10 protein-coding genes are annotated in these 13667 nt (G+C 54.6%); 8 read left to right on the top strand and 2 right to left on the bottom strand.

Annotated elements, in window-relative coordinates:
• Both HP435_RS21320 and HP435_RS21315 read left to right on the top strand, forming a co-directional pair.
• Positions 1–5520, top strand: coding sequence for a non-ribosomal peptide synthetase (locus tag HP435_RS21320; protein ID WP_173599905.1), 5520 nt, complete (start codon positions 1–3; stop codon positions 5518–5520).
• A 284-nt stretch (positions 5521–5804) separates the two neighbouring features.
• Positions 5805–6458, top strand: coding sequence for an immunity protein Imm33 domain-containing protein (locus HP435_RS21315; RefSeq protein ID WP_173596787.1), 654 nt, complete (start codon positions 5805–5807; stop codon positions 6456–6458).
• A gap of 93 nt (positions 6459–6551) precedes the next feature.
• Here the strand turns inward: HP435_RS21315 and nfi are convergent, their stop codons facing one another.
• Both nfi and HP435_RS21305 read right to left on the bottom strand, forming a co-directional pair.
• Positions 6552–7232 (bottom strand): deoxyribonuclease V, encoded by a 681-nt coding sequence (gene nfi / locus HP435_RS21310; RefSeq protein WP_122963811.1) that lies wholly within the window; start codon positions 7230–7232, stop codon positions 6552–6554.
• A 119-nt stretch (positions 7233–7351) separates the two neighbouring features.
• Positions 7352–8293, bottom strand: a complete 942-nt coding sequence (locus HP435_RS21305) for a DMT family transporter (RefSeq protein ID WP_173599906.1) — start codon at positions 8291–8293, stop codon at positions 7352–7354.
• Between the two features lie 244 nt (positions 8294–8537).
• Here HP435_RS21305 and HP435_RS21300 point away from each other — a divergent pair, with 244 nt between their 5' ends.
• From HP435_RS21300 to HP435_RS21275, 6 genes are all read left to right on the top strand, one after another.
• Complete coding sequence (locus HP435_RS21300; protein ID WP_173596789.1) at positions 8538–9542, top strand: LacI family DNA-binding transcriptional regulator; 1005 nt, start codon at positions 8538–8540, stop codon at positions 9540–9542.
• A gap of 36 nt (positions 9543–9578) precedes the next feature.
• Positions 9579–10526, top strand: a complete 948-nt coding sequence (locus tag HP435_RS21295) for a nucleoside hydrolase (protein ID WP_173599907.1) — start codon at positions 9579–9581, stop codon at positions 10524–10526.
• A 29-nt stretch (positions 10527–10555) separates the two neighbouring features.
• Positions 10556–11146, top strand: a complete 591-nt coding sequence (locus HP435_RS21290) for an ECF transporter S component (RefSeq protein WP_122963815.1) — start codon at positions 10556–10558, stop codon at positions 11144–11146.
• Between the two features lie 91 nt (positions 11147–11237).
• On the top strand, positions 11238–11993 hold the full coding sequence (locus HP435_RS21285) for an energy-coupling factor transporter transmembrane component T (protein ID WP_173599908.1): 756 nt from the start codon (positions 11238–11240) through the stop codon (positions 11991–11993).
• Positions 11990–12856 (top strand): energy-coupling factor ABC transporter ATP-binding protein, encoded by an 867-nt coding sequence (locus HP435_RS21280; RefSeq protein ID WP_173599909.1) that lies wholly within the window; start codon positions 11990–11992, stop codon positions 12854–12856. The genes HP435_RS21285 and HP435_RS21280 overlap by 4 nt, the downstream gene beginning before the upstream one ends.
• Positions 12853–13650, top strand: a complete 798-nt coding sequence (locus HP435_RS21275; protein WP_173599910.1) for an energy-coupling factor ABC transporter ATP-binding protein — start codon at positions 12853–12855, stop codon at positions 13648–13650. The genes HP435_RS21280 and HP435_RS21275 overlap by 4 nt, the downstream gene beginning before the upstream one ends.
• Positions 13651–13667: the final 17 nt, after the last annotated feature.

The raw sequence follows: 13667 nt of genomic DNA, 5'->3' as shown, positions 1-13667 counted from the left end.
ATGTCCCAAAACATCCAGATCAGTAGTATCGAGCTTTTGACGCGGCTTCGCGAGGAAGGTGTGTCTATCTGGGAAGAAGCGGGGAACCTGCGTTACAAGGCGCCAAAAGGCAGCCTGGCCCCCGAAGATTTGCAGATGCTTCGCGAACAAAAAGCAGAAATCGTGGCTCTTTTGCAAAAAGAGGCGCAGCCAGTCGAGGTTGTGCCTGATCCGGCCGCCCGCTTTACGCCTTTTCCCCTGACAGATGTGCAATCGGCTTACTTGCTGGGACGGTATGAGCTGTTCGGCTACGGCGGCGTGGCGTGCCACATTTATTTGGAGCTTGATTACGAACAGCTTGATCCGGTACGGGTCGAGGAAGTATGGAATCAACTGATTGCGCGTCACGATATGCTGCGTGCGACGATTGACTCCGACGGACAACAGCGGGTCATGGCAGAAGTGCCGCGCTTCAACGTGCCTTATACAGACACAAGCATGTTGGACAACGTCAGAGCCGAGAGTGCACTGGAAGCGATCCGCGAAAACATGGGGCATCGCGTGTATGACACGGACAAGTGGCCGCTCTACGGCATCGCCGTGACCAAAACGGCAGATCGCGCCGTGCTGCATGTTTCCATGGAGTTTCTCATTGCTGACTGGGCGAGTATTTGGCTGTTGCTGTCTGAATTTGAGACGCTCTACAAGGAGCCGGGAAAAAGGCTGCCCGAGCTGCCGATCACGTTCCGCGATTACGTGCTGACGGAACGCACGTTGCGGGAGACAGTAGCTTATTCGCGGGACAAAGCGTACTGGCTGTCGCGCATCGATGATTTGCCGCAGACCCCGGATTTGCCGCTTGCCAAGGGAGAAGTTGAGGCGGGCAAGGCGCGTTTTCGCCGGGAGTTCATTCGCCTGGATGCGGCCAAATGGGACGTATTCAAGCAGCGGGCGCAAAAGCGGGGACTGACTCCGACTGCCGCTGTGATGACTGCCTATGCCGCCGTCATCGAGCGCTGGAGCCGAAATCGGGCGTTCAGCCTGAACTTGACGCTGTTGAACCGCCAGCCGCTGCATGATCGCGTGCAAGATATCGTCGGGGATTTCACTTCGGTCAGTTTGCTGGCCGTAGACTGGGGAGCGGAGCGTTCCTTCCAGGGACGGGCAAAAGCGATTCAGAAGCAATTGTTCGAGGATTTGGATCATCGTCTCTATTCCGGCGTCGAGGTCATGCGCGAGGTGGCGCGCAGACGCGGGCGCGAAGCAGCGTTGATGCCGATTGTCTTCACCAGCGCGATCGGACTTGTCGGAATCGCGGAGGGAGAGCGGCTTTCCGGCAAAATCGGCGAATACGGCATCAGCCAGACGCCACAAGTGTTCATCGACTGCCAGGCGATGGACAGCGCCGAAGGGTTGCAAGTCAACTGGGACGTGCGGGAAGGCGTGTTTCCGGAAAAGATGGTAGACGACATGTTTGCGGCATTCGCCGATTTGCTGCAAGCGTTGGTTGAATCGGAACAGCGCTGGGAGGAGGGCGGCGAGCTTGCCCTGCCGCAATGGCAGCAAGCAGAGCGGCAAAAGATCAACGCCACACAGGCTCCGCTGCCTGACTACGCGCTGCACCAGCCGATCGTGGCGCAAGCGATGGCGACGCCGGACCGCCCGGCGGTGATTGACGCAAATGGTCAACTGACTTATGCAGAGCTGGTCAGACGTGCTGCGGCGATCGCCGGAAAGCTGAAAGAGCTTGGTTGCCGCGAGCAGGACCGCGTGGCGATTGCGCTGGAAAAAGGCGTCGATCAGGTAGCCGCCGTGCTGGGCACGCTGTTTGCCGGGGGCGTGTACGTGCCGATTGATGCCAAGCAACCGCTGTTGCGAAGGCAGGCGATGACCGAACAAGCCGACATTCGTTTTGTGCTGACTGCCTCCGAATCAGATGCAGAGTGGCCGCAGGCGCTTCAACGCGTGGACGTCGACCAGGTGGCGGAGCAGCAGACGCCGCTCATTTTGCCTGACACGAATCCTGACTTGCCAGCTTACATCATTTACACGTCAGGCTCTACCGGGCAGCCAAAAGGCGTCGTCGTCAGCCACCGCGCTGCGGCGAACACGATTGTCGACATCAATCGCCGCTTTGCGGTCAACGAGAATGACAAGGTGCTCGGACTGGCTCAGCTCAATTTTGACTTGTCCGTCTACGACATATTTGGCCCGTTGTCGGTAGGGGGCGCGCTCGTCCTGCCGCAACCGGACAGGCAAACAGACCCGTCGCATTGGGTAGAGCTGATTCTTGCGCACGAAGTCACCGTGTGGGATTCTGTTCCCGCCATGATGCAGATGCTCGTCACCTATTTGGAAGGCACGCCGGAAGTATGCTTGTCCAAGCTGCGGCTGGCTATGCTCTCAGGCGATTGGATTCCCCTGTCGCTGCCGGATCAGATGACGAAGCGCCTGCCGTTCGCGCAGACAGTCAGCCTGGGGGGAGCCACGGAAGCGGCGATTTGGTCGATTTATCATGTGTACAAAGGACTGTTGCTCGACTGGCGCAGCATTCCGTACGGACAGCCGCTCGCTAACCAGGGCTTCCGGGTGCTCGATGCGCACATGCGCGATTGCCCGGTGTGGGTCACAGGCGAGCTGTACATTACCGGAGATGGCCTGGCCCAAGGCTACGCGGGTGACGAGCGACTTTCCCAGGAACGCTTCTTCCTGCACCCCGAAGATGGGCAGCGACTTTATCGCACCGGAGATTTGGGACGTTATCGGCCGGGCGGCGAGATTGAGTTCCTTGGCCGTGAAGACAACCAGGTGAAAATTCGCGGGCATCGCATCGAGCTGGGAGAAATCGAATCTGCTCTGCTCAAGCACCCTGCTGTCGCCACCGCTGGAGTGGTCCTGGATGAAGCGAGCGACGAGCCGACGCTGCTTGCAATCGTGGAGCCAGCTCGCAAACCGGAACGCGACCGCAGCGCGGAAGCGGCCGAATTTGCCCAAATAGTCAGCGGCATCGGGGATACGGCAGGGGAGATCGCGGCGCACATCAGCGTGCAGGAAATCGAAGCGGCGATGACCAGTCTGGATCAGGCTGTGCTCCATTCCATGCTTCATGCGTTGCAAAAGCTCGGGTTTTTTGCAGCGAATCGAGTCGAGCCGTTGGCAGCGATTTTGCATCCAGAGAAAATTTTGCCGAAATATCACTGGCTGGTACGCCGCTGGGTTGCAAGGCTGGAGCAGGCCGGGCTGCTGACCGCGCTTTCTGCTGAGCAGTATCGCAGCGAACAGACTGTCAGTGAGCAGCTCGTCGGCGAGTGCTGGGCGTCCGCGGAGGGCATTTGGACGAAAATGTTGGGAACGGACGGCTTTACCGCTTACGTTCGCAAAAACGCAGAAAAGCTGGCAGAGCTTTTGACTGGCGAAGAGGACCCGGTCGCGTTGCTGTTCCCCGAGGGGAAATGGGATCACGTCCATACGCTGTATATTGAGCATATCATGGCGAGTTATCTCAACCGTTGCATGTGCCTGCTTTTGCAGCAAATCGCCCAAAGACACGAAGGCAAGCCGCTGCGCATTTTGGAGGTCGGGGCCGGAACAGGAGCGACGACGGGGAACGTTTTGCAAGCGCTGGAAGGCTATCCGATCGAGTACGTCTTTACCGATGTCGCGCCGTTTTTCATTCCCGGAGCCAAGCAGCGCTTCGCCAAGTATCCGCACGTGAGCTTCGGCGTGTTCGATGTTGACCAAGACTACCGGGCACAAGGGTTGTCTCCGAACAGCTTCGACGTCGTGCTGGCGGCAGGGGTACTGGAAAATGCCCGTGACATACCAGCCAGCATGAGCAGGCTGCGGGAGCTGATTCGCCCGGACGGCTGGCTTGTTTTCACGGAGCCGACGATTGAGCATTTGTGGATTTTGGCTTCGCAAGCATTCATGATGATGGAGCCAGGAGACGAATTGCGCCTGGAGTCGTCCTATCTGGATCGCCATGACTGGCTTGCCCAGCTGCAAGAAGAGGAAGGCGAGCCGATTTTGCTGCTGCCGCAAGAAGACGACAAGCTGACTGCCCTCGGGTTCCATTTGTTCGCCAAACGGATGAAGCAGGAGCGACTGGCGGTTCGTCCGCAAGAGCTGGAAGCATTTTTGAAAGGTCATGTGCCTGCGTACATGCTGCCGCAGCATGTGCAAGTAGTCGATGCACTGCCGCTGACCGGAAATGGCAAGGTCGATCGGCGCACGTTGGCAAAATGGCGTCCCGCTGCAAGCGGAACACAAGAGATGGTCGCCGCGAGCGAGGAGAAGCTGGATGAGCTGGAAAGCATACTGGCTAAGCTGTGGGCGGAATCGCTCGGGCTGGCTTCCATCGGTCGCTCGCAAAGCTTTTACGAGCATGGCGCGGATTCGCTCATCATGGCGCAGGTGGCGGGAAGACTGCGCGACAAGCTGGCGGAAGACCCGGTGCAACCAGCCATCCCGTTCGACGCTCTGCTGCGGCAAATGCTGAACTATCCAACGGTAGCCGACTTGGCTGAGTTTATTCGCTCCCGTGAACAAGAGGAGCAGCCGCATACCGAGGAAGCATGGACGATCCACCAGCAAAACAGTGCAAGCAACGCTGTGCTGATTCCGTACGGAACGGCGCAGGAAGGGCCGCTGCGCGTCGTGTTCCACGCTGTGCTCGGGACGATGGACATTTTCCGTCCGCTGCTTGAGCACCTCAAAGCGCAAGGGATCGGCAGCATTGTAGGTGTGGCGATTGCTGACATGGAACGCTACTGCTCGCTTGACTCGGCAGAACTGATCGAGACAGTTGCAGACGATTACGCCGAATGCCTGATGGCAACAGGGCACAGCGAACTGCAACTGATCGGGTATTCCCTGGGCGGCCTGATCGCCGTCGAAGTGGCAAGGCGGTTGATGGAGCGGGGCGTGCAGGTCGCGGATCTTGTGTTGATCGACATTCCGCCGATCTTCACCGAAGTGGATGACGATTTGCTCGTCGAAACACTCTTTATCCCGAACCTGAATGTTTCGCTGGAGCAGGCAGGCTTTGGCAAGGTGGATGAGCAAGATTTGGCTCGTGGCGTCATGCAGCTCGTGGAGCGGCACGGAGAGTGCATTCCGCAAGGCGCTGCCGTGACGATTGGCGGAGATGCCGGGTTGGATCAGGTAGGAGAGCTGTTTGGCCAAATGGCTGCGGTCAGCAAAGCGGAGCGCTTCCAGGCTTATGTCGAAGCGAAGGCCAGAACAACCGGAGAACAAATGCCGATCGAGATGGCGGAGGGCTTGTGCCAGGTGTTCCGCCAAAGCTTCAAAGCCGCCCGCTACACGCCGTTGCCGTACATGGGCGACATCCGCTTCCTTTTGGCGAGCGAACCGTTCTTGTTCCTGCCGCGCACAGATGACACGACGCTGTCCTTCTGGCAGGATGTATGCCTTGGCGAGCTGGACGTCATTACGATTGAGGGCAACCATTTCAGTTGCATGATGGAGCCGAATGTAAGCAGGCTGGCGCAATTGCTGGAAGCGCCGTTCACACAAAAATAAAGAACAAGGGAGGGATCGCTCCGTGAACCTGCCTCGGGCAGAGCGAAAGGGGGCATCCCTCTTCCTGCTTCTTTTGCACGAACGAAGCAACAACCCAGCGACTCAGCTATGGTTTACCCGTCCAAACGCGTCTTTTCGCGCGTCGCCATTTCAACGGGAAAATGCTGCGCTGCTGTTGGAATCGTGTTACCCTATTGACAATGAACGTGCATGTTTTGCCTGTGAGTGAACTATTTTCGTACAAACATACATATCGATATACCGATGGAGAAAGGATGGTAACGATGAGCAACAAACCGTTTCCCGACAATCAGTCGTCTGCTTTCTGTCAACGCTCCCGGCAAATCGGCAACAGGACCTTCGTGGTGACTTGCCGGGAGTTTTTCGCGAAGCAGGCCGACTTTTTGCTCGAATTGCTGGCGGATGTGGAAAACGAGAGCGGGCCGATTCAAAATGGCGCGAAGATTCAAGTAGGGTGGACTATTTTCATCGTGAACGAACGCGATGGGCAGATGGAAGTCGTGGCACCAGACTACGATACCAATCCGTTCACGGACACCAATCCGGACTTGTCCGTGTCGCTCTATGTGCAACTGGCGCAAAACCATTGCCTGCAAACGTTGCAGATCGCGGGTGAAGCCGCCTTGTTCCAGGACAAGATCGTCGTCGCCAAAGGCGCCTTGGAGCAAAAACGGATTTATTTGCAGCGTGGCGACCATGCAGGCGACGGCGATTCAGGCTGGTATCTCGGGCCAGTGGAAGGGGAAGTGGACAGCGATGATTTACAATCGTACTACATTTTCCAACTGTTGAAACACCGCCCGTCTGTCTTGCAGGTGCTGGCGCTGCCTCCCGGTTATCTCGCTGTTTTCGATGGCGAGCAACTGGAAGCGGTGCTTGACGAGCATGACGAAAACGTCTGGCCGACCTTGCATTAAAGCACGTCGCTGCGAGGGTTTGACTTGTCCTTGTCCGGTCCAGGCAAAAGCTGTCCGCGCAGCGCGGCAAAGCAAAAAAACAGAGCAAAGCGCTTAGTTGCCCAAGCCAGCCAATGCTTTGTTCACCAACTGATCGACTTGTCTCGTCGTCTCCGGCAGACGGTACTTGGGAGCAAGCCGTGTGATCCACTCGCAGGCAGTCGGCAAGGAAATGCCATGCCCGACGGAGACGAATACAGGCTTTGTGTCCGCTTGCGTGCGCAAAACAGCGCCGACGATCTCGCCCTCGTCCAGCAAGGGAGAGCAGGCTCCTCTGTGTGAATCGGGCTGTGCGTACTCGCCAAGCAGACGCGTTTTGCCGCAGCCGATAGCAGGAATGTCGTACAAAAGTCCGACGTGGCTGGCAAGTCCGAATCTGCGCGGGTGAGCGATGCCTTGCCCATCGCAAACGATCAGTTGCGGCACGGTTTGCAGCTTTTCGAATGCTTTCATCAGCGGGGGAAGCTCCCGGAACGAGAACAGACCCGGAATATACGGAAAAGCTACCGAATCCGAAACGACGACAGATTCCACGACTTGCAAACTTGCCGCATCCAGAACGACGATTCCGGCGACGAGCACATCTTCCGCTACATGGTAGGCGACATCGACTCCGGCGATATGCTGCACTTCTTTTACTTGATCTTCTGTTTTGACTTGCAGGGCCAGTTGCTTTTGCAGAGAAATGGCTTCCTGCTCCGTGAGAGTCCACGGATGATGGATGACGGGTTGCATTTTGTGACCTCCTGACTGAAGTGATCTCGCAAAAAAGAACTACCAGTAGTTTACAGCCCAACGATAAATCAAGCCAGCCCCGCACTCGGAGGGCTGGCTTTTTTGGATGTCAATTGCCGTTAATGAGCTTTGGCCTGGCTTGGCTGCGGTTTTTGCTTTTGTCCAAAACGGTTCGCACCCCACACGCCGATGAGAATGAAGCCAATCCCTGCCGCCTGGTACCAGTAAAACGATTCGTGCAAGATCAGCACGCCGCCGATGATGGAGACACCCGTACTGAGATTCCAGTAGGAGGCTGCCTTGGAGGCTTCCAGCTTGGCCAGCATGTAATTCATCAAAAAGAAGGCGACCACAGACGAGAGAACGCCGAGGTACAAAATCGCCTGCAAGAGAGCCGGATTGGCGAGCGGTGCGACATACTGGTCGACCGTGCCATTCACGGCATGCTGCCCGAGCGCGATCGTATTAAAAATAAGCGCGCCTGTCCACATCATGACGTAGGTGATTTCCAGCGGACTGAATTGCGCTGAGGACTTGCGCGACAAAATGTTGTAGACGCCGGAAGTGACAATGGCCGCCAACAGGTACAAGATGCCTGTCAGGCTGGATTGCGCCTCGAATTTCATCAAATTGATAAACAGCACGCCGCCGACGGACAATACAATAAACAGCCATTGCAAAAGCGTCGTTTTTTCCTTGAGGAAGATCGTCGCCATGATGGTGACGGCAATCGGAATCAGCGCGATCATCGTACCCGCTTCGGAGGAAGAGGTGTAGCGGATGCCTTGCGCTTCAAAAATAAAGTACAGAAACGGATAAAAAAACGAGAGCCAAAGCAACGGGGCAATGCTCTTGTTCCGATACGATATTTTGATGACGCCAGCAAGCTTCAACAGGCCGAGCACAACCGCAGCGATGCCGAAGCGATAGGCGATCATCTGGATCGTATTGTTTTGCAGTTCATCCAAAGCCACTTTGGAAAACAGAAACGAAAAGCCGAAAATGAGTGACGAGACGATGCCAGCCAAGACGGGCTTGAAGCTGGAGTGTGCGGTATTCATGGAGTTTTCCCCTCTCCTGTCAAGAAAGTCCTGCACCAGAAAAAGGGTGAGGGTGAGGCACTTAGCAAGGAGGTTTGTCCAAGAAAAGCTCCATAGTAGTCCCATCATAAATCGGGGAGTAGGGTGAAGCAAGGAGTTTTTTTTTTCGGAAAACTGCAAAAACAATACGTTGACAACCTGTGTGAAAAGGACTATTTTGTTAAGTAAACGATTACGTAAACGTTTACCTAAAAAGGGTGAGGGCATGGCGATTACGATTAAGGACATTGCCAAGAGAGCAAACGTATCAACCGCAACGGTTTCACGGGTGATCAACAACAAATCGGAAGGCATCTCGCCGCAGACGCGGGAGTACATCCAGTCGATCATCAAGGAGCTGAATTATCAGCCAAATGCATTGGCTCGCGGGTTGATCACACGCAAGACAAGCACGATCGGGCTGATTCTTCCCGATATCACCAACCCGTTTTTTCCGGATTTGGTGCGCGGGATTGAGGATGCCGCAAACAAGGCAGGCTACAGCGTATTCCTAGGCAATTCTGATGACAATGCGAAAAAAGAAAAGAAATACGTCCAGTTGATGACAGAGAAAAAAGTGGACGGCATCATCTTCTCCAGCACGGCGAAGTATTCCAAGGATTTGTATGACGAGCTGATCGCGGCCGACATTCCAGTCGTCCTGATTGACCGGGGAGAATCCGGAGACGCTTACAGCGGTGTTTACATGAAAAATGAAGAAGGCGCTTACATGGCGACGAAGCATTTGCTGGAGCAAAACCACACGCGGATCGGCTGCATCAGCGGGCCGCCAAGCGTGCAGAACTCCCAGGATCGTGTCGAAGGCTACAAGCGAGCGTTGGCCGAAGCAGGGATTTCCGTTCAGGAATCATGGATCGTCTCTGGCGGCTATCGGATCGACGGCGGCTATGAGGTCGCGAAAAAAATGCTGGCTGACGGAGAGGTCACAGCGATTTTCGCCTGCAACGACTTGATGGCAATCGGCGTCTACGAAGCCGCGCAGGAGCTTGGCAAAAGCATTCCGCGCGATGTATCGGTCGTAGGGTTTGACGACATCCGGCTGATTTCCACCCTGATGCCCAAGCTCACAACGATTCGCCAGCCCGCCTACCAGATGGGCAAGGAAGCGGCGAAAATCTTGATTCAAAGCATCAAGAAAAAGGGGATCAAGCAAAAGGTCGTGTATTGGGAGCCGGAGCTGATGATCCGCCAGAGCACAACCAAACTGTAATCGTCACCAAGCCACCAAAAAAGGGAGAGGGAAGCGATGAAAAGACCGATTATCATGGACTGCGATCCCGGACACGATGACGCGCTGGCAATCTTGCTGGCGCTCGCATCGGACAAGCTGGATGTGAAGCTCATTACGACAAGTGCCGGCAATCAGACGCCGGACAAAACGTTGAACAACACGTTGAAGCTGCTCAGCTTTATCGGGGTAACCGATATCGAAGTGGCAGGAGGGGCTCCCAAGCCGTTGGTACGCGACCTGATTATTGCCGAAGATATTCACGGAGAGACAGGCATTGACGGCGCGGACTTGGGCGAGGCGAAGTTTGCCGCCAGCAACAGAAGCGCGTTGGATGCGATGCGTGATGTTTTATTGAATGCAAAAGAAAGCGTTACCATTGTGGCGACCGGGCCGCTGACCAACGTGGCGATCCTGTTGAACGCCTACCCGGAAGTGAAAGAAAAGATCGAGTGCATCTCGCTGATGGGCGGGGCCTGCTTTGGCGGCAACATCACGCCAGCAGCCGAGTTCAACATTTACGTTGACCCGGAGGCAGCCGATATCGTCTTCCGCTCCGGAGTTCCGATCATCATGAGCGGCCTTGATGTGACGCTGAAAGCGCAGCTGTTCCAGGAAGATATCGACCGCATTCGCCACATCGGCAACAAGACAGGCCAAGTCATGGCAGGCTTGCTCGACTTTTTCAATCTTTCCAACACGCCGCATTTTCTGGCAGAGCCGGGACATGTGGAGGGCTTGCACATGCACGATCCTTGCGCAGTCGCGTACTTGCTTGACCCGACGCTGTTCCGCGGACTGGACTGCTACGTCGAGATTGAAACATCCGGCCGCTTGACCACAGGCTGCACCGTCGTGGACTACAACCGCGTGACGGGCAAACCGGCGAACGCCAAAGTGCTGTTCGAGATTGACAGAGCACGTTTTGCAGATATGCTACACGCTGCCATCAAGCAGTTTGTATAAAAATTTTTCAGCAAAAGGAGGATTCTGGTATGAAAACCGGCATCAAGAATGACTTCACTCTCATGGCAATCCTGCTGATTCCTGTTTGCGTCGCCATCAACATGGTCGGCTTCCAAATTGCTCAGCTGCTTCGTCTGCCTATCTTCTTGGACAGCATCGGCACACTGGTTATCGCCATGGTAGCAGGTCCGTGGGTAGCGCTCGTGGCAGGCTTGATTACCAACCTGATCAACTCGATCTTCAACCCGGTTTATCTCCCCTTCTCCCTCGTTTCCATGGCAGTAGGCTTGGCAGCAGGCTTCCTTTCCATGAAAGGGATGTTCAAGAAGGTTTGGAAAGTAATTATCGCGGGCATTATCCTGGCATTCGTCTCTACTATTATTGCGGCTCCGATCACTGTCATTTTGTTTGGCGGCGTTACCGGTTCGACTGGCGGAGCGATTACCGCTGTCTTGCTGGCATCCGGCCAACAAATCTGGACGGCTGTGTTCTCCACACAGTTCATTCAGGAAATCGGCGACAAGCTGCTGTCGGCATTCATTTGCTTCCTGATCGTTCGCAACATGTCTGACCGCTATTTGTCCAAGCTTAACTATGGACAAATTTACATGAAAGACTAAACGTGATTCATCGCTGTCTGGTTCTTTGGGCATCTGTTCGAGGAGGCCAGGCAGCGATTCATTTTACCCCATGGAAGAGGAGGTAAGGATTATGTCGCAAGCTGCCAAGACCAACTACATCCTTAACTTGTATCCCACAACGAAGCTGTTGTTTACTTTGTTCATCGCGCTCTCCGTCTTCATCGTCCCAACCTACTGGTACGCTTATGCGATGCTGCCAGTGTGCCTGATCATCGCCATCGCGGCGGGGCAGGGCAAGGAATTTATCACACTCGTTCGCAACGGGCTGTTGATTCTGCTCGTGTTTATCTTCCTGATGCAAGCTTTTTTCTATCCGGGCGCGCAAATTTTGTGGCAAGCAGGCATTTTGAAAATCACCCAGGAAGGCATTTTGTACGGCTTGAATATGACTTCGCGGATTTTGGCGATCGGTTCGGCGTTCATCCTGTTTTTCCGCATTACTTCTGTCAAAGACTTCGTGTATTCGCTTGAAAAGCTGGGGCTGCCTCCAAAAGGGGCTTATGTCGTACTGGCGACACTGCAAATCATTCCGGAAATGAAAAAGCAGACGAGTGTCATTATGGATGCGCAAAAAACGAGAGGTGTGGAAACGGAAGGGACGATGATGGTGCGGGCAAAAGCGTTTCTCCCGACAATCAGTCCGCTGATCCTCTCTTCGCTGGCAAGCACGGAGGAAAGAGCGATTACATTGGAATCGCGCGCTTTTTCTGCGCCAGTCAAGAAAACACACCTGTACGAAATATATAAAACCAAGCATGACACGGCCGTGCGGATCGGAATGCTCGTTGCCTTGCTGATTCTGATTGCGGGGAGGATTTTGTTATGAACAGCGTAATCAAAATATCCAACATGAGCTACAAATACCCGACGGGCAAGATCGACGTCCTGAAAAACATCAACATCGAGATCGAAAAAGGACTGCTGTACGCTGTGGTTGGCCCCAACGGCGGAGGGAAAACCACGTTTTGCAACGTTCTGCGCGGGTTCATTCCGCATTTTTATCGGGGGGACTTGCGCGGCGAGGTGCTCGTCAACGGGAAAAACATCGTCGAGAGCACATTGGGCGAGTTGTCGTTGTCTGTCGGCTTTGTCTTCCAAAATCCGTTCATTCAAATCAGTGGCGTCAAAGAAACCGTGTTCGAGGAAGTCGCCTACGGACTGGAAAACCTCGGGGTGCATCCTGACGAGATTCGAACGCGAGTAGAAGCGATTTTGAAGCTGGTCAAGATCGAGCATCTGCGTGACAAAAATCCGTTTGAACTGTCCGGCGGTCAGCGCCAGCGCGTCGCTTTGGCCTCGATCATCGTGATGGAGCCGGACATTTTGGTCATCGACGAACCGACCTCGCAGCTAGACCCGCAAGGTACGGAAGAAGTTTTCGAGATCATCCAGATCATGAAGGAAAAAGGCAAGACGATCATTCTGGTCGAGCACAAAATCGAACTGATTGCCGAATTTGCGGATCGCGTCATTTTGCTGCACGATGGCGAAATCGTCATGGAGGGCACAACGCAAGACGTCCTCTCCGATGAAAAGGCGCTCTCCTACGATGTCATGCTTCCGCAGTACGCCATGCTGGGACTGGAGCTGAAAAAACGCGGAGTGCCGCTGCGCAAAATCCCGATTACCGAAGAGCAGGCCGTCGAAGAAATGAACTGGTGGATGGCAGAAAGGGGAGTTCGCATATGAGCTTCATTTCCTTGAAAAATATCACTTTCGCTTATCCGAACGGACATACAGCGGTAGAAAACGTCTCCATGGAGATTGGCAAAGGCGAGACGGTCGCCATCGTCGGCCAAAATGGCGCGGGCAAAACGACGGCGGTAAAGCTGATGAATGGCTTGTTGAAGCCGACCAAAGGCGATGTTATTATTGATGATTGGAATACAAAAGAGCATACGACCGCGCAAATTTCGCGCAAGGTAGGCTACGTGTTCCAAAATCCGGATGACCAGATCTTCCATAGCGATGTCTACAGCGAAGTCGAGTTCGGGCCAAAAAACCTCGGCTTGTCTGTAGAGCAAACGAAGGAAAATGTCATGAAAGCGGCGAAGCTGGCTGGGATTGAGCCGTACTTGCAGGAAAACCCGTACAATTTGCCGTATTCCATGCGCAAGTTCGTGACCATGGCGGCAGTAGTGGCGATGGATTGCGATGTGATCATTCTCGATGAGCCGACCGCAGGCCAAGACAGGCAAGGGATGCAACGCATCTCTTCCCTGATCGCCGCCTTGAAAAGCGAAGGCAAAACCGTCATTACGATCACGCATGACATGGAGTTTGTCGTGCAAAATTTTGAGCGTGTCATCGTCATGGCCCACAAAAATGTAGTAGCGGATACGAACAAGCGGGACATTTTCTGGAATCACGCGATTTTGGAAGAAAGCATGCTGAAGCAGCCGCACATTAGCAGATTGAGCCATACGCTCGGCTTGCCAAAGCAAATTTTGACGATCGAAGAATTTGTAGAGACCATGCTGTAAAAAGCGGCTGGGGGAGG

This window comes from Brevibacillus sp. HD3.3A (genome assembly GCF_013284375.2).
GTDB classification, from domain to species: Bacteria; Bacillota; Bacilli; order Brevibacillales; family Brevibacillaceae; genus Brevibacillus; species Brevibacillus parabrevis.
Note: the sequence above shows the minus strand (reverse complement) of the source record. Positions and strands in the feature narration are given on the sequence as shown.

What these genes read in the sequence shown, in the direction of transcription:
- HP435_RS21320 (WP_173599905.1), top strand. Translation starts at nt 1, where the DNA reads ATGTCCCAAAACATCCAGATCAGTAGTATCGAGCTTTTGACGCGGCTT.
- HP435_RS21315 (WP_173596787.1), top strand. Translation starts at nt 5,805, where the DNA reads ATGAGCAACAAACCGTTTCCCGACAATCAGTCGTCTGCTTTCTGTCAA.
- nfi (WP_122963811.1), bottom strand. Translation starts at nt 7,232, where the DNA reads ATGCAACCCGTCATCCATCATCCGTGGACTCTCACGGAGCAGGAAGCC.
- HP435_RS21305 (WP_173599906.1), bottom strand. Translation starts at nt 8,293, where the DNA reads ATGAATACCGCACACTCCAGCTTCAAGCCCGTCTTGGCTGGCATCGTC.
- HP435_RS21300 (WP_173596789.1), top strand. Translation starts at nt 8,538, where the DNA reads ATGGCGATTACGATTAAGGACATTGCCAAGAGAGCAAACGTATCAACC.
- HP435_RS21295 (WP_173599907.1), top strand. Translation starts at nt 9,579, where the DNA reads ATGAAAAGACCGATTATCATGGACTGCGATCCCGGACACGATGACGCG.
- HP435_RS21290 (WP_122963815.1), top strand. Translation starts at nt 10,556, where the DNA reads ATGAAAACCGGCATCAAGAATGACTTCACTCTCATGGCAATCCTGCTG.
- HP435_RS21285 (WP_173599908.1), top strand. Translation starts at nt 11,238, where the DNA reads ATGTCGCAAGCTGCCAAGACCAACTACATCCTTAACTTGTATCCCACA.
- HP435_RS21280 (WP_173599909.1), top strand. Translation starts at nt 11,990, where the DNA reads ATGAACAGCGTAATCAAAATATCCAACATGAGCTACAAATACCCGACG.
- HP435_RS21275 (WP_173599910.1), top strand. Translation starts at nt 12,853, where the DNA reads ATGAGCTTCATTTCCTTGAAAAATATCACTTTCGCTTATCCGAACGGA.